This window comes from Microbulbifer epialgicus, assembly GCF_041447265.1.
Lineage (GTDB): Bacteria > Pseudomonadota > Gammaproteobacteria > Pseudomonadales > Cellvibrionaceae > Microbulbifer > Microbulbifer epialgicus.
Genome location: NZ_JBGMEK010000026.1, coordinates 38312 through 55081, shown reverse-complemented (window position 1 = coordinate 55081; position 16770 = coordinate 38312). Strand labels below are relative to the sequence as shown.

The following is a 16770-nucleotide window of genomic DNA, read 5'->3' as shown; positions in this document are numbered from 1 at the left end:
GAAAGACCTAAACATTCCTGTAAAGCCGCGCATTATTGATGGTGAACAGTTCCGGCTAGAGAGGTATCACGTACTACTGGGTCAGAAGGAAAGAATACACTGCACTCGAGACGCGCTGTGAATACATCCCTGTAAGCTCGCAATCGGTATCCATGTCTCATACGGTCCCGAGCGCAGTGTATTCTTTCCTTCCCTTTACTAATTATTCAGAGAATCCCGAAAATGGGTTTTTAATTTTCAAACTCATAGTCCATTAACTCTCGCCTCAAGCGCATCTCCTCCAGTTTATCCTCCACCATCCGACGCGCATCGCGCGGTGGCTGTGACGTAGCTTGCTTTAGTACTTCAGTTGCAATTTGTGGAATATCCACACTGTCAAATTCCATGTATTTTTCGTTAACGTTACCGCTCATACGAAACTCCATAAACTTGATCCGCGAAAGCAAAAATATCCTTATTGCACCCAAGGTGCACTCGCAGATTAGCCATGTAAAACATTCGTGGTCAAGCAAAAATTTACACCTAAACAATGACAGAATTACTTCAATCAACACCAATTATCTAGCATGCAAAAACATCCGCCAAAGAGGCATTTCCCAGTAGGGACCTAACAAGTTCAATGAGAAATTTTGTAAAAAAATTTCGAAAATCACCAAAATACAAACAACGGGTAACGGGGTAACTGAAGGAGAAGTATGTTACCAAGGGTGACAGGCAATAAAGCAGACATCAAAGAAAGCGGAAAAAGTACTGGAAAAGCCTTCTGGTTAGGATGACATGACATTTGCTGCCGTACAGGATAAAATGGCCGCCCTTCGCACCCACAGCCAGCCATATATAGTCTGGCCAAAGTGCATGCCCCCGTCGGTTAACAGGATAAACCACGGACCTCCTAAGTCCGGACTGGTGGTTCGAGTCCACCCGGGGGCGCCATTTCCAGCCACTCTTTGCGGGCTGCAGGGAGGACCTACAAAGGAAAGGCCTTGGCTGAGTGCATAAACAGCGCCAAGAAGAGCCCCATTAACAGCACTCCACCCCAAAACATCCTGGCCGAACGGTTAATACTCCGACCACGCTTTGCTTCTTCCCGAACAGTCTTTCCCATAGCGCAACTCCATTTGACTTGCTGTTTACACGGCAACGATAGCAGCTACAACCCTAGCCAGCATAGGTAAATGCTGACAGACCATCTTCCAAGCTTCAAGATAGACAAAGCCCCGCAAGAGCCGGGCTTTGTCCAGCTCAGTGCGATTACTGCTTCTGTTTTTGCTTCTGCTGCGTATTACCAGGGTTATTAGTACCGCTACTGGTACCGCCCTGCATATTCATCTTCTTATTTGCCTTATCCTTGTCGTGATGACGCCCCATTTTATGCCACTCACCCTTAAATTTGGCCCAGAAGGACTCCTTGGGTGCCTGGGTACAAGCGGTAATAATCATCGGCGTCACCTTCTCTGTGCCCTCGACATCCATAACAGCGGCATCTTCCTTACCGCCCTTCGCATAGCCCGTCGCCCAGTAAACGGCCTTGGGCTTAAACTCATCATCGATCGCCAAAAAGTCCGCACAGGTCCAGTCCTTCGCTGGCTTCTTGGAATGGCTATCCGCGAAGGCAGCAGAAGCAGCAAGACTGGCAATTACCAAAGGAAGGATGTACTGCTTGCTTTTCACAATAAGATCTCCAAGGTTTCCAGGGATGTACCCCTGTGAATCAACTGCAGGTAATGTGCAATCCGCTCGCTACCCAGGATCTGGCCGGCTGAGACCAGCCGTTCATGCCTGAAGACACAGTAAGCGATGGGTAATTGGTATACCCGGTCTCAACACCAGTCCTATGACAGCGGAAACGCTAGCCAGGGCGCCCCTCTAAAGACTGCCTGACCCATTGAAAGCATAGACGCTTTTTTCATTTTTTGGCTTTGCAAGCTCATTTCCACAAAATTGTTACGAGGACTATTGAAGGAACAGTTGATACAGGCATCTGATAGAAAGAAAGTGGGGTAGCATCTTCTGCAGTGGGCTGGGATAAATATCAGATCTTCATGGGAATTTGGTTCAACATCAAAACTTATCTCACAATATGCGTCACCACAAATTACCCGTGTTACTAATTCTTATTTGACCATAAATCAAACTCGCCTTTTGGAACTGAACTACTAAAAAAGAAGGAAGGAAAGAATACACTGCGCTCGGGACCGCATGAGGCATGGATGCCGATTACGAGCTTATAGGGATGTATTCACAGTGCGTCGCGAGTGCAGTGTGTTTTTTCCTTCTGACCCAGTAGTGCTAAAGATCATAATGCCGCTAAAATAGCATTTAACCCTCAATGGGCGAATCCACCCTCATTAATATAATTAATCCTACCTCCAAACTTTATTATTTCCACTTCCCTATCAGACAACTCATTCCTCAGCCATACAGTTTTATTCTTGGTAAGATTTCTAAGCTCTAAAAACCCATTGTCGCCTGTACAGCTTGTGAGATCAAAAAACTGCAGTTTATCTCCCTCATTAAAAACCTCATAATCACCTATTTCTCCCAGAGTAAGTATTAGAATCCCGTGATCAATTAAGTTTTTTCGGTAGCTCATCGTAACACTCTTGGCGATCACACAACGCACACCCAAAAAGCGCAATGTAATAGCCGCATGTTCTCGCCCAGAACCAAACCCCAAGTTCTCACCCGCCACAAGAAAAATATCCTCCTCAATTTCTTGGGCCCGCTCATAAAAAGTATTGTCGATCCGGGAAAACGTATGACGACTCAGCTCCGGAATATTTGACCACAACGGCAATGCCTCAGCACCCGCAGGAATAATATCATCCGTAGTAATATTATCCTCCAGCTTCAATAAAACTGGACCGGTAATAACACTGAGCAATTTACCCAGAACAGGCAATGATTTAATATTAGGCCCTTTTCTCAACTCAACTTTTACTGGAATTTCCTGCGGAGCTTCCATTAGCGGCCGCATATCCATTAAATTTTCAGGCTCTTCGAAATCAGGGTAATCCATACCCAAATCCCTGGGATCACTAATTTTTCCAGTAAGAGCACTTGCTGCAGCAGTTTCCGGGCTACACAAATAAACTTGGTCCTCTTTGGTTCCAGAGCGACCAGGAAAGTTGCGTGGTACAGTTCTGAGGCTATTATGGCCACTCGCCGGTGCCTGCCCCATACCAATACAGCCACCACAACCGGTATCATGCAGGTGAGCACCCGCTCCAATTAATTTCTCAAGGTCACCGCTTTTAATCAGCTCATGAAGCACTTGGCGTGAAGAGGGATTAATGTCAAAGGACATATCATCCGGCACATATCGACCACCAACGATACGTGCCGGTATTGAAAAATCACGCAAGCCAGGATTCGCCGAAGATCCTATATAACTTTGAGAGACAGGCCTTCCAATTATCTCTTTTACCTTTACCACCTTATCTGGCCGCGAAGGGCAAGCAATCATTGGCTCGAGTTCAGATAAATCAATAAATTCCTCTTCATCGTAAGTAGCGCCTTCATCAGCACTCAACTCAGTGAAATCTTCCTCCCGAGACTGTTGACGAAGAAAAGACCTAACCTGATCATCAGAAGGGAACACACTGGTAATAGCACCCATCTCATGGCCCATATTGGCGATAACATGTCGATCCATGGCTGTTAAGCTCTCTAAACCAGGACCATGATATTCAACCACTCTATTCCAGCAGCCTTTAACTGTGTACCTACGCAAAAGCTCCAAAATAATATCCTTGGCACTGACCCACGGCTGCAACTTGCCTTCTAAATACACCCCTAAGATTTTCGGCATCACCAATGTAAGCGGACACCCCATCATCGCCAAGGCAACTTCAATTCCACCTGCGCCCATAGCAAACATTGAAAGAGAACCTGCAGCGCAGCTGTGGCTATCAGCACCAAGCAGTGTTTTCCCTGGAATCCCAAAACACGCCATATGTACGGGGTGGCTAATTCCATTTCCCGGCCGTGAATACCAAATACCAAAATTCCGGCAGGCGCTTTGTAGGAAGACATGGTCATCTCCATTCCTATGATCTGCCTTTAAAATATTGTGATCTATATATTGGGCACAAAGTTCTGCCTTTACTAACCGCGCCCCTAAAGCCTCAAGCTCCAACATGACCAATGTACCCGTAGCATCCTCACTAAGAACCTGGTCAATTTTAAGCTGCAACACTTCCCCCGGAGCCATCACTCCGCTCACCAAGTGGCTTTCAATCAACTTTTTAGCAAGGTTCACTCTGCTCATATTCCCCGCCCTAAGACCAATTGGATAAATCCAAAAGCCTTATCTGGAGAGTAAGCTCTTACAATGTAAAACCCCCATTACAGAAAGAATATTGAAGCTTAAAAATACGGGATGGTGCAATCAGATCTATATATAAAGATTGCTTCAGTGATTGATGATCGATTACTGAAATTTTAAATCTGCTAGCAAAATATGCTCAATTTAAACTTTTTTGGGCATTAAAACCCATTCGTTTTACGATCGATAGAAAATCATGGCAACTCTGAAAAAGAGCGTGATTATTAAACTCTTGGAACTAGAGACTAGATTCCCAGCAAATTTCCAAGCAACAACAACGAAAAAGCCCGACATAAGCCGGGCTTTTAAAAGATGGCGGTGAGGGAGGGATTCGAACCCTCGATGCCTTGCGACATACACACTTTCCAGGCGTGCTCCTTCGACCACTCGGACACCTCACCAAATTGTCACCCTCTTTGAGGGTGATCCGCTTTTCAGCGGAGCTCTCTCTTCAGAGAAATCTTCAAGGAAATCAGGAAGATAGCTGCTGTCTCATCGAGAGAGCGCGCACTTTACCCAAATGTTTCTCCATGTGCAAGTCCTATTGTGCACCCCAGTGCGAAAAAAAATCATCTGGCTGCAAATCCGGTGCTGGGCGGGGAGCTTTCTCCGGGGTCCCACAATAAATGAAGCCATCGATCCGCTCATTCTCAGCCAGGCCCAATCCCTCGGCGACCACGGGGTTACTGGCCAGTGGTCCTGTGCGCCAGTAGACCCCCACACCTTCGGCATAGGCGGCTGTCAACATGGCCTGCACAGCACCGGCGGTGGACATATGCTGCTCCAAGTAGGGTACCTTGGGGTGCTCTTGCAGACGGGTGATAGCCACAATGATCAAAGGCGCACGCAACGGCATAGCCAAAGTGCGCTGACGCTGGGCTTCCGTCTGTGGGACTGCTTCAGCCTGTTCGGCCGCCCGTAGGAAGATCTCTCCCAATCGATTGCGCTCCTGCCCCTCTACCAAAAGAAATCGCCAAGGCCGCAGTCCGGCGTGATCAGCTGCGCGCAAGGCAGCGCGAAAGATATTCTGGCGCTGCCGTTCGTTGGGCGCCGGCTCAATGAGCTTACCCGTTGAAACTCTGTTGTGCAGGGCTGTCAGGGCATCCATCATCTTCTCCAATTAAAGCCTAGCCGCGGAGTGTACCCTAACCGGGTCGGGTAGCGAATACGTGCGCCCGGCATAATAACCCTGCATAAACATTGGTTTTTTAGCAATCTGGCTTTTGGAGGAGTACACTTCGTCAGTAAATCACTGCGCAGCCTGCACGGCACCTGGGGAGAATGGAGCCGCTCGTTCACCTGCTCGCGGTATGTATATTTCTGCTAAACGGACAAAAAGATAACCACAAATGCAGGACCAGCTTGAGGGGAACACAGAGCGGGGCATCAATCCCCATTACTCTACCTATTTTCGCACCCTAATCGGTTTTTCAGCTGCGGGCACCCTGGCAATTACTGTCGATTGGTCCTCCCCCTGGCAATTGGACAAGCTGCTTACCGCTGGCATGATGGTCTTATTAATCGCTTACTGTGCCTTTGCCCAACTCCTGCTTTATAAGTCCCACAATAAAAAAGCCAAAAAGATCCGGCGCTGCCTTACCTTTATCGACACCATTTTTGTCGGTATCACGATAGCCTTAGCCAACTTCAGCATGCTGCCATCACTGTTGTTTGTCACTGTGGTTCAGCTGAATGCCCTGACCCAGGGGGGCGGCCGCAAGTGGTTTGAGCACAATACCGGCCTTCTCGTTGGTGTTGTGCTCGGCTACCTGATGCATAAGCCCGCACTATTGATCAAAGCAGACCTCACCATTAGCACAGTGACCCTCATCGGAATCCTAACTTACTTGTGCGCCTACGCATTTTTTACCCACCGGCAAATCCGCCAACTCAAAGAGGCCAATCACTTACTCACTACAGAACAACGTGTAAGCAAGGTACGCTCCTACAAACTCTCCAAGTACCTACCACAACGCTTGTGGCGCTCAGTAACTACCGGCGATGAAGAAGCCCTGACCACACAGCGCAAGCTATTGACCGTTTTCTTCTCCGACATCAAGGATTTCAGCCAACTTACCGAGGAGCTAGAGGCGGAAACCTTTACGCTCCTACTCAACAATTACCTCTCAGAGATGGCCCGTATTGCCGGCCAATATGGCGGTACTATCGATAAATTTATTGGCGATGCGGTGATGGTGGTCTTCGGCGATGATCAGAGTAAAGGCCCCAAATCCGATGCCCTGCGCTGCGTGGCCATGGCCCTGGCAATGCGAAAGCGGGTACGGGAAATGAAGCAGGAATGGTACAACAAGGGCATTTCACGCCCCCTGCAGGTCCGTATGGGAATCAACACCGGGTACTGCACTGTAGGTATTTTTGGCACGGCCAACTACCAATCTTACACCGTAATGGGTACCCATGTGAACCTGGCCTCACGCCTGGAGGGCGCAGCCCAACCGGGGGAAATTCTGATTAGCCACGAGACTTGGGCCATGATCAAACACACAGTCATGTGCCGTGATAAAGGCCATATCACCGTGAAAGGTATCAGCACACCAGTCAAGGTTTATCAGGTGACTGACCTGCGCAAAAATCTCGGCGGTCAGCAGAGCTACCTGGAAGAACATGCTCCCGGTTTCTCTATGCACTTGGACCTGGATAAAATACGTAATTACGATAAGGGTAAGGTGCTGCAATCCCTGGAGAAGGCAACCGCCAGTCTCAAGAGCAAGGTCATAATGTAAAGTCCGGTAGTCAGTTGACGACCAACAAATACATGTCGCTACATCGTCGTATGCATCCGCACAGCCAGGTTACCCATAATCCAGGCGGTACCCAGCACAATAATCAGCAGAATCAATGTTGAGAAAAGGACCAGGGCCAAGTTGTCCCGCCCCTCCTTTTGTGTTGTAACATTCAAGAAGTATTTGAGCTGCACTACCAGCTGCGCCACCCCGAGCAACCCAACCAGCAAAAGCACACTTTTGTTTTCCCGGCCTACAGCGATAACCGCCCAGAATGCGGCGAGGGTGAGCACCACCGACAGTACATAGCCTGTCAGATAAGCACGCAAATGGGCCGCATAACCGGTTTTATTAGCCATATACCCACCCGCCGAAATAGACCACCGAGAAAATCCCAATCCAGATTAAATCCAGGAAGTGCCAAAAAAGGGCCAGGCGCAGAAAGCGCAGCTTGATAATATCCAGCATGCCCACTTTCCATATCTGTGCAATCAGTACCAGCATCCACAGGCAACCGAAACTGACATGCAAACCGTGTAGGGGTACCAGACCGAAAAAGGCAGACAAGTATCCGCTTCGCTGTGGCACCCCACCCTTCGCTGCCATTTCAGAAAAGTCGTACAACTCCAAGGCCAGGAAGCCAAGCCCCAGTATCAGAGTCACTACCACCCAGAACAAAAAGCTGGCCTGACTACGCTGATGTTTCATGGTGACTGTGGCGATACCCACGGTAAGACTACTGGTAAGCAGCAGCATTGTTTGCGCAAACAGGCTGCCAAAATCAAATAGCTCCCTGGGGCCAGGCCCACCCGCTGTCGCGCCGATCATGGTGATATAAATGGCGAATACGACTCCGAAAAAAATCAGGTCGCTCATCATGAAAACCCAAAACCCAAAGATCACCACATCCGGGTCTTTGTGAATTGCCCCAGGCACTTCACCAGGGCTCACGCTTGGGTTATTGGTGGAAGGGTTTCCGTTCATCTATCAACCTAGTGCTCCAATTTGGCGTACCCAACATTGGCAGGTGTATTTTCAAGGTCTCTGCCAATCGCCCTGCTCTTCTTCACCTGCTTCAACCACTTTTCCACATCACCCCTCACCTGACTCGCTGGGATTACCCGCTCGCTGTCCCAGCGATAGGTTGAGACTATCACCGAAATAATAACGGCCAGGGCAGATACCAACGCCAGCCACCAAATGTACCAAACCAGTGCAAACATTAGGATGCCAGTCACCAAGCAAAGGATAAATCCCAGCGGATTATTCTTTGGCACTTCAATATCCCGGTAAATCTTTGGCGGCTGGTAGGCGCGCCCCTGCTCCTTGGCCTCGGTAAATTCATCCCGATCCGTCACCCGAGGTAATTCTGCAAAGTTATAGGAGGGTGCCGGTGCCGGGATTGACCACTCCAGAGACCGCCCATCCCAGGGGTCTCCCACAGGCACGCGGTTTTTATCGCGGTCACGCAAACTGACATACAGTTGCAACACTATAGTGATCAAGGCACACAGAATCACCATGGCACCAATAAAGGCCACCACCATATACGGCTTGAATGTCAGATCCATATAACTAAAAGAGCGCCGCGGCATACCCAACAAGCCTGCACCGTAAAGAGGGAGAAATGTCAGCATAAAGCCAAGCATCCAGAGAAAAGCCGACCACCGCCCCAACCTGTCATTGAGACGAAAACCAAACGCCTTGGGAAACCAGTAGTTATACCCAGCAAGTAGCCCGAACAACACACCCGGAATTAGCACATTGTGAAAGTGCGCTACCAGAAACAGGGTGTTGTGTACTTGGAAATCCACTGTGGGATTAGCCAGTATCACGCCTGACAGGCCGCCAATTACAAATAAAATCAAAAAGCCGATAGCGTAGATCATCGGTGTAGTAAAACGTATTCGCCCCCGGTACATAGTCGCCATCCAGTCATAGACTTTCACCCCAGTCGGGACGGCAATCAGCATGGTCGCAATACCGAATACTATATTGATCGTGGGGCTCTGACCCATAGTAAAAAAATGATGCAGCCACACGGTAAAACTCAATACAGCAATACTCATAGTGGCAAAAACCAGTGACTTGTAGCCATAGAGCCGTTTTGCGGAAAAGGTGGAAAAAACTTCAGAAAAAACACCGTAAGCCGGCAATACCAACAGATAAACTTCGGGATGGCCAAACAGCCAAAACAAGTTGGCATAGTTCATCATATTTCCACCGAGATCATTGGTGAAAAAATGAAAGTCCAAGTACCGGTCGAAACCGAGCATCAATGCCGCCACACTGAGAGGCGGCATTGCAAATATCATCAGGATGGAAGAGCAGAGTACCGTCCAACAAAACATTGGCATACGGAAAAACTTCATTCCGGCGGCACGACACTTGAGGATAGTGACAGTGAAATTAATACCCGTCAGGGTGGTACCAGCACCTGAGAATACTATGGCCCACACCCAGTAATCGGGACCCACTCCGGGATTAAAGTCCCCTCCAGTATAAGGTGGGTAAGCAGTCCAGCCACCGGTCGAAAATTCTCCCACGACCAGCGAAACCATCAATAGCACCCCAGATGAAACAGTAACCGCCAGACTGATCTGGTTAAGCACAGGAAAGGCAACATCGCGGGCGCCAATCTGTAATGGCATCGCAAAGTTAACCAATCCGACAACAAAAGGCACAGCGACAAAAAATATCATAATCGTGCCGTGGGTACTGAATAGCTGGGCGAAGTGGTCGGCATAGAGAAAGCCATCGGGAGCGGCAGCCTGTTGCGCCCGCATCACCATTCCCTCCAGTAAACCACGGGTCATCATCACTAGTGCGAACACTATGTACATGATGCCGATCCTTTTATGGTCGGTACTGGTAAGCCATTCAGACCAGAGAGTACCCCATACCCGAAACCAGGTCAGCAAGCCAAGAATGACGATAGTAGCAATAATTACGATGCAACCCGCCGTACTCGCGACGACCTCGCTCACCGACGGGTTACTAATAAGTTTACTGAAGACAAGGGAGTCCCAATTCAATTTACCCAACCAGCCGTAATCAATCATGGCTGCGCCCCCTCTGCTTCCTTATCCCGACCAAATTTTTCGGTACCAGGCTGCTCCTCAATACTGATTGGTTTACCGGAGTGGTAGCGCATCACTATGCTTTGAAAGAGTTCGACATCAGGGAGTGTAAAATAAATAGCCTGGGCAGGCATTTGCGCCGTTGCCAATGCACTATGTGCCTCCTTACGGGTTGTACGCCTGGCCAGGCGATTGTAAGTATCCACGTCTAAAGCAATACCCGTGGCACGAACCAGAGCCACCCAGGCCTGAAAGTCGTCGTCGCTCTTGATCAGTACATCAAATTTTTGCTCGGTAAACCCTTTGCCGGTAAACTGGGTATTCTCCCCCTGGGTTTTTCCAGTTTTGGTGGCAATAAAATTTAGTTTGGTGGTCATTCCCGGCATTACATAAATTTGTCCTGCCAGCGCCGCAATTAAAAAAGACTGCATAACCGTGTCACTGGTCAGAGTCATAGATATCGGAGTGTGCACCGGGACGACTAACTCCCCCACCGTGGCAATTTCCAGCTCGGGATATATAAACAGCCACTTCCAGTCTAATCCCACCACTTCCACTCGAACGGGAGGCACTACCCCTTCAATTTCCTTGTACGGATCCAGGCTACTGGTAGCACGCCAAAGCATAACCGAGAGCACCAGAATCACCAGGAAAGGAACGCCCCACATAACTACTTCCAGTGGTCCGTAGGATTCCCACTTGGGCGCATAAATACCACTACCTTTTTTGCGCCGGTATTTAATCAAAATGACCGGAACCAGGATAAAAACAGGTAACACCGCCACCATTGTCAGTGCCGTGGCCCAGAAGAAATGCGTTTTCTGCTCATGGGCTACCGGACCCAGGGGCATCAGGAAGCTTTCCGAGGCATAGGCTAAGTGTGTGCTAAGCACAACGAATAGTATCGAGGCAGGAATGGTAAATATAAGCCGGAGGGGCACGCGGAATAACCACTCCCATAACCACATCCGCTTTAGGAAAAGCCCCTCAGGCGCGTCAACTTTCCAATCCATTGTAAAGCCTACCGACGATAGGATTCCGCTGGCACCCGTCTCAGGCTACCGGTTAGACTAGATTCACCGCTCACACATTACACATAAAAAGGGCTCCGCTTGGCTGTGTGCTTCCTGCACCTGCTGCACGGTACTTTGCGGCTCGTCTCACCAGAATAGCTGAATTACCTAAAAGGCGGAGGGGAAGAATACACTTCACCCGGGACCCTATGAGCCATGGATGCTAATTACGAACACACAGGGATGTATTGACAGTGCGTCGCGTGAGAAGTGTATTCCTTACTTCCGACCCACTAGTAATTGCGCTTCAACGCCACCTACTAAAAAGGGGGAAGTAAAGAATACACTGCGCTCGGGACCGTATGAGGCATGGATGCCGATTACGAGCTTACAGGGATGTATTCACAGCGAGTCTCGAGTGCAGTGTATTCTTTACTTCTGACCCAGTAGTATTTACCAGCTAAAACGGTTTTCTGGCGGACAATTATTTTTTCTGGGTTTGTAGAACTCCAACCCTATAAGACACCACCCTGCATCATTTTCTGAATGACTGTCTCAACATACTCGCGTGCGTCCCCCTCACGGGGTCGGCGTATATCACCGTCGATGTAGTTCACCAGGAAGGTCTCAGTCTGTAGTGACCAATACAGCTCCTCGCTCGGGGCGATATACAGTCGGGTTTCAACTATCGCAACTTGAGAGTTTGGAATATTCCGATTTGGCCGCTTGAACTCAATTAGCTGTGTCACCAATAGAGTGTCGAATTGATGTGCCGCCAGTACTTCGGCAATTTCTTGCATAGATGGAACACCTACCCCTACCTCAAAGTCACTCCATGTGTAGGCTTCCACCTCATAGCGGTTCAGTTCCTCAACCCACAGGTCCTCGACATACAATCCTACGATCGGACGAGGAACCAAAGTGTAAGCCAATACCAGGGTTTTCCCCAGGGGGCGCCCAGCTATATAGGGTGAATGCCAGGTATCAATGACTACCGTTCTAGCCGAGTGGCAGCCATACAGACAAAGGCACACCAGTAGAAAGAAGGCGCCTCTTGAAACCATCGCTCCCCCCCCCCTCAAAACGAGATTCGACTGGTAAATTGAGTGCGCCAAACAGAGCCATAGGCGCCATCCTTATCCTCCCGGGTACCGTAGAGCGCCTCAACTCCAAACAGCCATTGGGGTGTCGGGGTCCATGTCAGGTTGATACTGCTGTATTGGGTTTCCCGGAATGCGAAGCCAGGCTGGAAGTCGAAATTATCCTGCTGTACCAGTCCGTAGGTAACGACGGTATACAAGCATGGCGTCCACCAATGTTGGTAACCGACATACCAGGCAAGTGTGGGAATCGCCTCCAGCCGATTTTCATAAAAATCATAAGAGGCATCCGCAGGAAAATCATTCAGGAGCCCCCCATATCCCGCTCCATAACTGAAAGAGTATGAAAAAAAATCTGGGGCTAAGCGCCCAGGCATATCTATGACACCACTTAAATTTACTCCCCATCCGGTATCCGAAACAGCAGACTGGGGCTCTCCACTGCCGCGTAAATCCCGCAATATGAAACTGCCTTGAAAATTTACGCGGTCGGTCTGGGAAATAACAGAAAATACGGCATCGGGCCAGCGCGAAACTTCTACAGCTCCTTCAAAAACCCGCTCATCCGGCGCCTCCAAAGCCACCTGCAGACTAAGTGTCGGGTGATAAACACGCTGCCAACGCACCATTGGATGACGTAGGGACGGCAATGCATTTGGCCCCTCATAGTCCAAGGTATTTGGCCAGGCAGTGAGATTAGTGAATGTGGACCAATCCTGGCCGAGTAATAGGCTCCCTCCGACGAAGATATCACTCACCCGCCCGTAAGCCTTGCGCAACTGCAATATTGGCTCGGCAGTAGTGAAGTCTCGAAGAAAATCCATTGCCATTTCAGTGCTGATTTTCCGCCCACCCCAGGGGGTCCGCGTCTCAAATTTCAACCTCGATACCTGTACAGAAACATTAGTCTGTCCATCCTCGCCCTCTGCTGCGGTGCGGTCACTGGTAACAATGGCACTAGTGATGAATTCTGCCGGGCTTACAATGGCGCCAGTATCGTAGTTGGCATCCAACTCCGCAAACCCACTAATTTTGACCCGAGTTTCACTCCCAAATACCTGGATAGAACCGGGCCAATCCGTTGGCGCTTCTGCAATTGCAACCTCTAGTTCACTTGGAGAAATTTCAGGAGGGTGGTTTTTTAAGCGCGGCGGCAGAGATGGATCATGCGGGATGGCGCGACGCAGCTCCTCAACTTGTTGGCGCAAGGCATCAAGTGCCGCACTTTGTCTCTGTATCTGCGCTTCCTGCTCCTCCAACTGACGCTGCTGGTCTTCGATAACCTGCAACAACTGGTCGGCCTCGACATAGACTTGCGCAAAAAGCGATTGGGAATAAAGGGCCTGGATCGCGAACACAATCGCAGCAGAAATCGCAGGGGATTGTGTATTGTTATCCATGTCTTCGGCTTGACTCCATTCCCCTCGGGGTCGGCCCGCTCAAACGGAAGTGCTATTTCAGCAGCTGATACATATTTCCCAGAATTTGATTCGGAAAGCGTAGTTCAAGTCCCTGGGGCACTGCTATTTACCAGGAAGTTCACCTCAAAGAAACTAGCGGAAAAGTGAAAAAAATTAGAGCGGCGACACTATCAACCCCACAAACTAACAAATTGAAGGGTTACTAAGGGGCGGAAGTAAAAAAATGCACTTCTCTCGTGACATACTGTGAAAACATCTCAATAAGCTCGTAATCAGCATCCATGCTTCTATTTCATTATCAGGCTAATAATTGGCCCGACAAATGCTGAGCCTGCATCGGCTGGAGAATATTATTGACGGGCAAGACGTGGTGGCAACTGTTTCTCAATGCGGGTGGAACGCAGGGGGTTAATATCCAAACCGCCACGGCGAGTATAACGGGCGGACACCGTTAGCTCGGAAAATTCCGCCAACTGTTGGAGATCACAGAATATTCGCTCCACGCAGTGTTCGTGAAAATCCTGATGCTCGCGGAAAGAAACGATATAGGCCAACAGCGCCTCTCGCTTCAACGCCGGCCCTTTGTACTCGACCACCACCGTGGCCCAGTCTGGCTGCCCGGTAACCGGGCAGTTACTGCGCAACAGATGACTGTAGAGTGTCTCACTGACATCCTCTTCGTCCTCAACCAGGGCGAGCAGGGCCGAGTCCGGCTGGTATTTTTCAACTTCTATATCCAGATGGTCCAGACAGTACCCCTGCGGTTTTTCCACCGCCAAAGCAGCATCTTCCACATCCATCAGGGTAACACCCACACTGGTGCCCACTGCGGCACTTAAATCACGCGCCAGGGTATCCTGCACCAAGCGCCAGGATTCGAACTTACTTTGGTTAAAGGAGTTCAGGTACAACTTGAAGGACTTGGACTCCACCATGCAGGGGCTCTCAGCGGGAAAGCTAAAGCGTACCACCGCCACCTGGGGCTTGCCCCTGGGGTTCAACCAGGAAAGCTCGAACCCCCACCATTCATCCTCGCCAAAGAAGGGCAGGGCTCCGGCCGAAAGCCCCAGTTGCGCTCGGGAGACCGAGCGCTGGATCGGGTGCAACAACTTGGGATTATAAGTGGACTCATAAGTGGTCTCCCGGCCAAGTGGGAGGTTCTGCCAATCTTCTCTACTCATATTCTTCACCTCAATGCCTCAATCGCTTGCCATGGCTCATCAGGTAAAGCCCCCAGCCCGCGAGAAGTGCAATAAATACCAGAACCCCCAAAAAAGCCCAAGCTACATTTATATCCGAAACCCCCAGTATGCCGTATCGAAAGGAATTCACCATGTAGAGAATTGGATTCAGTTTCGACAGCCCCTGCCAAAATGGCGACAGCAACTCAATCGAATAAAAAACACCTCCCAAATAGGTAAGCGGGGTCAAAACAAAAGTGGGAATTATGGAAATGGCATCAAAGCTGTTGGCATAGATAGCATTGATATATCCCGCCAGGGAAAACAACACCGCGGTCAGGAATACAATCGCCACGGTAACCCCTAGATGTTCAACATTGAGTGAGGTAAAAAACATCGCCACAAGGGTAACTATCAGGCCGACAATCAAGCCGCGCGCTACTCCCCCGAGCACATATCCGGCCATCACAGCCCAGTTGGGCGTGGGCGAAACCAGGAGCTCTTCAACACTACGCTGGAATTTCGCGCTGTAAAACGAGGACACCACATTGGCGTAGGAGTTGGTGATCACCGACATCATAATTAACCCCGGAACCACAAACTCCATATAAGGAAAGCCACCCATATCACCGATCCGGCTACCGATCAGGGAACCAAAGATCACAAAATACAGGGACATGGTGATTACCGGTGGCACCAACGTCTGCGGCCAAATACGCATAAAGCGGCGCACTTCCCGACGGAAAATGGTGCTGAACGATACCCAAGTTAATTTACCGCTCACTCGTCCACGCCCTCCATTTTCTCCTCAGACAGCATGGAAATAAACAGCTCCTCAAGGCGGTTGGCACGGTTGCGCATGCTGGTCACGGTAACACCCTGGGCTTTGAGCTCGACGAAAACCTCTGTTAACGACTGTCCTTTTTCAACAGTGACCTCCAAAGAGTGGTTATCTAACAGGCAGCACTCGAATCCTGTGATTTCTGGGGCCTTAGTCAAGTATTCGCTGCAATCGAGAATAAACGTCTCGCGGTTGAGCGTCTTCAACAGGGATTTAATTGAGGTGTTCTCAACAATAGCGCCCTTGTCGATGATCGCAATATTGCGGCACAGGCTCTCAGCCTCTTCCAGGTAGTGGGTGGTGAGAATAATAGTAGTGCCCAGCGCGTTAATCTCCTCCAGGAATGCCCACATAGAGCGGCGCAGCTCGATATCGACTCCGGCAGTGGGTTCATCGAGAATCAGTAGCTTGGGCTCATGTATCAGCGCCCGTGCAATCATCAGGCGGCGCTTCATACCACCAGATAACATACGCGCCTGAGTGGCCCGTTTATCCCACAAGCCGAGTTGTTTCAGGTATTTTTCTGTACGCTCTTCGGCCTGTTTGCGCGGCATTCCATAGAAACCGCCTTGGGTGGCCACGATATCAAACACCTTCTCGAACTGGCTGAAATTAAATTCCTGCGGCACTACGCCCAGCAGGCGCTTGGCTGCAGGGAAATCACTGTCAATATCGATTCCAAAGATCGACACGCTACCCGCAGTTTTGCGTACCAGTGAGCAAATAATGCCTATGGTAGTGGACTTGCCCGCACCATTGGGCCCCAAGAGGGCAAAGAAGTCCCCTGGCTGCACCTCAAAGCTGATGCCCTTCAGGGCCTGGAAGCCGTTCTCATAGGTCTTCTGTAAGTTCTGGATAGATAGCGCGGCTGTCATCTCTCTTCCTTTCACTAGAAGCGCCATTCAACGCGCTTGCCTGGATGATTTCAACTGGGGGAAATGCCGGGATTTGACAGTGTGGCCCAGCCGAGCAGTAGTCGAAAGCCCCGGGCGAACATCTATAGTCCGGGGAGCACTGGCGCAAACGATAGACTAGGGCCTGTTAACACTAATTTGATTGCACT

15 protein-coding genes and 2 tRNA genes are annotated in these 16770 nt (G+C 49.8%); 2 read left to right on the top strand and 15 right to left on the bottom strand.

Annotation, left to right across the window (positions count from 1 at the left end):
• Positions 1-230: 230 nt before the first annotated feature.
• Positions 231-413, bottom strand: coding sequence for a PA3496 family putative envelope integrity protein (locus ACCI49_RS12825; RefSeq protein WP_371839404.1), 183 nt, complete (start codon positions 411-413; stop codon positions 231-233).
• A gap of 444 nt (positions 414-857) precedes the next feature.
• On the opposite strand from ACCI49_RS12825, the gene ACCI49_RS12820 reads away from it, so the two are divergent.
• Positions 858-933: transfer RNA gene (locus ACCI49_RS12820), tRNA-Arg, on the top strand.
• 34 nt (positions 934-967) lie between these two features.
• Here the strand turns inward: ACCI49_RS12820 and ACCI49_RS12815 are convergent.
• From ACCI49_RS12815 to ACCI49_RS12795, 5 genes are all read right to left on the bottom strand, one after another.
• Positions 968-1105 (bottom strand): hypothetical protein, encoded by a 138-nt coding sequence (locus tag ACCI49_RS12815; protein WP_371839403.1) that lies wholly within the window; start codon positions 1103-1105, stop codon positions 968-970.
• A gap of 146 nt (positions 1106-1251) precedes the next feature.
• Positions 1252-1671, bottom strand: a complete 420-nt coding sequence (gene hdeA / locus ACCI49_RS12810; RefSeq protein ID WP_371839402.1) for an acid-activated periplasmic chaperone HdeA — start codon at positions 1669-1671, stop codon at positions 1252-1254.
• Positions 1672-2326: 655 nt separating this feature from the next.
• Complete coding sequence (locus tag ACCI49_RS12805) at positions 2327-4213, bottom strand: aconitate hydratase (protein ID WP_371839421.1); 1887 nt, start codon at positions 4211-4213, stop codon at positions 2327-2329.
• Between the two features lie 427 nt (positions 4214-4640).
• Positions 4641-4728: transfer RNA gene (locus ACCI49_RS12800), tRNA-Ser, on the bottom strand.
• A gap of 140 nt (positions 4729-4868) precedes the next feature.
• On the bottom strand, positions 4869-5435 hold the full coding sequence (locus tag ACCI49_RS12795; RefSeq protein WP_371839401.1) for a nitroreductase family protein: 567 nt from the start codon (positions 5433-5435) through the stop codon (positions 4869-4871).
• 241 nt (positions 5436-5676) lie between these two features.
• Between ACCI49_RS12795 and ACCI49_RS12790 the strand changes: the two genes are divergently transcribed.
• Positions 5677-7071: an adenylate/guanylate cyclase domain-containing protein gene (locus tag ACCI49_RS12790; protein ID WP_371839400.1), complete on the top strand. Its 1395-nt coding sequence runs from the start codon at positions 5677-5679 to the stop codon at positions 7069-7071.
• Positions 7072-7109: 38 nt separating this feature from the next.
• Here the strand turns inward: ACCI49_RS12790 and cyoD are convergent, their stop codons facing one another.
• The 9 genes from cyoD to ACCI49_RS12745 all read right to left on the bottom strand — a co-directional run bounded on the left by cyoD (position 7110) and on the right by ACCI49_RS12745 (position 16582).
• On the bottom strand, positions 7110-7430 hold the full coding sequence (gene cyoD, locus ACCI49_RS12785; RefSeq protein WP_371839399.1) for a cytochrome o ubiquinol oxidase subunit IV: 321 nt from the start codon (positions 7428-7430) through the stop codon (positions 7110-7112).
• Positions 7423-8055, bottom strand: a complete 633-nt coding sequence (locus ACCI49_RS12780) for a cytochrome c oxidase subunit 3 (RefSeq protein WP_371839398.1) — start codon at positions 8053-8055, stop codon at positions 7423-7425. The genes cyoD and ACCI49_RS12780 overlap by 8 nt, the downstream gene beginning before the upstream one ends.
• Positions 8056-8063: 8 nt before the next feature.
• The gene (locus ACCI49_RS12775; protein ID WP_371839397.1) at positions 8064-10133 is read right to left on the bottom strand and encodes a cbb3-type cytochrome c oxidase subunit I; all 2070 of its coding nucleotides are present in this window, start codon (positions 10131-10133) and stop codon (positions 8064-8066) included.
• Positions 10130-11164 (bottom strand): ubiquinol oxidase subunit II, encoded by a 1035-nt coding sequence (locus ACCI49_RS12770; RefSeq protein WP_371839396.1) that lies wholly within the window; start codon positions 11162-11164, stop codon positions 10130-10132. Before ACCI49_RS12770 ends, ACCI49_RS12775 begins: the two co-directional genes overlap by 4 nt.
• A 515-nt stretch (positions 11165-11679) precedes the next feature.
• Positions 11680-12228: a hypothetical protein gene (locus tag ACCI49_RS12765; protein ID WP_371839395.1), complete on the bottom strand. Its 549-nt coding sequence runs from the start codon at positions 12226-12228 to the stop codon at positions 11680-11682.
• Between the two features lie 14 nt (positions 12229-12242).
• Entirely contained in the window at positions 12243-13664 is a 1422-nt protein-coding gene (locus tag ACCI49_RS12760; protein ID WP_371839394.1) for a DcaP family trimeric outer membrane transporter, read from the bottom strand.
• Positions 13665-14035: 371 nt separating this feature from the next.
• The gene (queF, locus tag ACCI49_RS12755) at positions 14036-14866 is read right to left on the bottom strand and encodes an NADPH-dependent 7-cyano-7-deazaguanine reductase QueF (RefSeq protein WP_371839393.1); all 831 of its coding nucleotides are present in this window, start codon (positions 14864-14866) and stop codon (positions 14036-14038) included.
• A 10-nt stretch (positions 14867-14876) separates the two neighbouring features.
• Positions 14877-15650, bottom strand: a complete 774-nt coding sequence (locus ACCI49_RS12750) for an ABC transporter permease (protein ID WP_371839392.1) — start codon at positions 15648-15650, stop codon at positions 14877-14879.
• Positions 15647-16582: an ABC transporter ATP-binding protein gene (locus ACCI49_RS12745; protein ID WP_371839391.1), complete on the bottom strand. Its 936-nt coding sequence runs from the start codon at positions 16580-16582 to the stop codon at positions 15647-15649. Before ACCI49_RS12745 ends, ACCI49_RS12750 begins: the two co-directional genes overlap by 4 nt.
• Positions 16583-16770 lie beyond the last annotated feature (188 nt).

Coding starts and splice junctions, on each gene's coding strand:
- ACCI49_RS12825 (WP_371839404.1), bottom strand. CDS start 413: ATGAGCGGTAACGTTAACGAAAAATACATGGAATTTGACAGTGTGGAT.
- ACCI49_RS12815 (WP_371839403.1), bottom strand. CDS start 1,105: ATGGGAAAGACTGTTCGGGAAGAAGCAAAGCGTGGTCGGAGTATTAAC.
- ACCI49_RS12805 (WP_371839421.1), bottom strand. CDS start 4,213: ATGGCTCCGGGGGAAGTGTTGCAGCTTAAAATTGACCAGGTTCTTAGT.
- ACCI49_RS12795 (WP_371839401.1), bottom strand. CDS start 5,435: ATGGATGCCCTGACAGCCCTGCACAACAGAGTTTCAACGGGTAAGCTC.
- ACCI49_RS12790 (WP_371839400.1), top strand. CDS start 5,677: ATGCAGGACCAGCTTGAGGGGAACACAGAGCGGGGCATCAATCCCCAT.
- cyoD (WP_371839399.1), bottom strand. CDS start 7,430: ATGGCTAATAAAACCGGTTATGCGGCCCATTTGCGTGCTTATCTGACA.
- ACCI49_RS12780 (WP_371839398.1), bottom strand. CDS start 8,055: ATGAACGGAAACCCTTCCACCAATAACCCAAGCGTGAGCCCTGGTGAA.
- ACCI49_RS12775 (WP_371839397.1), bottom strand. CDS start 10,133: ATGATTGATTACGGCTGGTTGGGTAAATTGAATTGGGACTCCCTTGTC.
- ACCI49_RS12770 (WP_371839396.1), bottom strand. CDS start 11,164: ATGGATTGGAAAGTTGACGCGCCTGAGGGGCTTTTCCTAAAGCGGATG.
- ACCI49_RS12765 (WP_371839395.1), bottom strand. CDS start 12,228: ATGGTTTCAAGAGGCGCCTTCTTTCTACTGGTGTGCCTTTGTCTGTAT.
- ACCI49_RS12760 (WP_371839394.1), bottom strand. CDS start 13,664: ATGGATAACAATACACAATCCCCTGCGATTTCTGCTGCGATTGTGTTC.
- queF (WP_371839393.1), bottom strand. CDS start 14,866: ATGAGTAGAGAAGATTGGCAGAACCTCCCACTTGGCCGGGAGACCACT.
- ACCI49_RS12745 (WP_371839391.1), bottom strand. CDS start 16,582: ATGACAGCCGCGCTATCTATCCAGAACTTACAGAAGACCTATGAGAAC.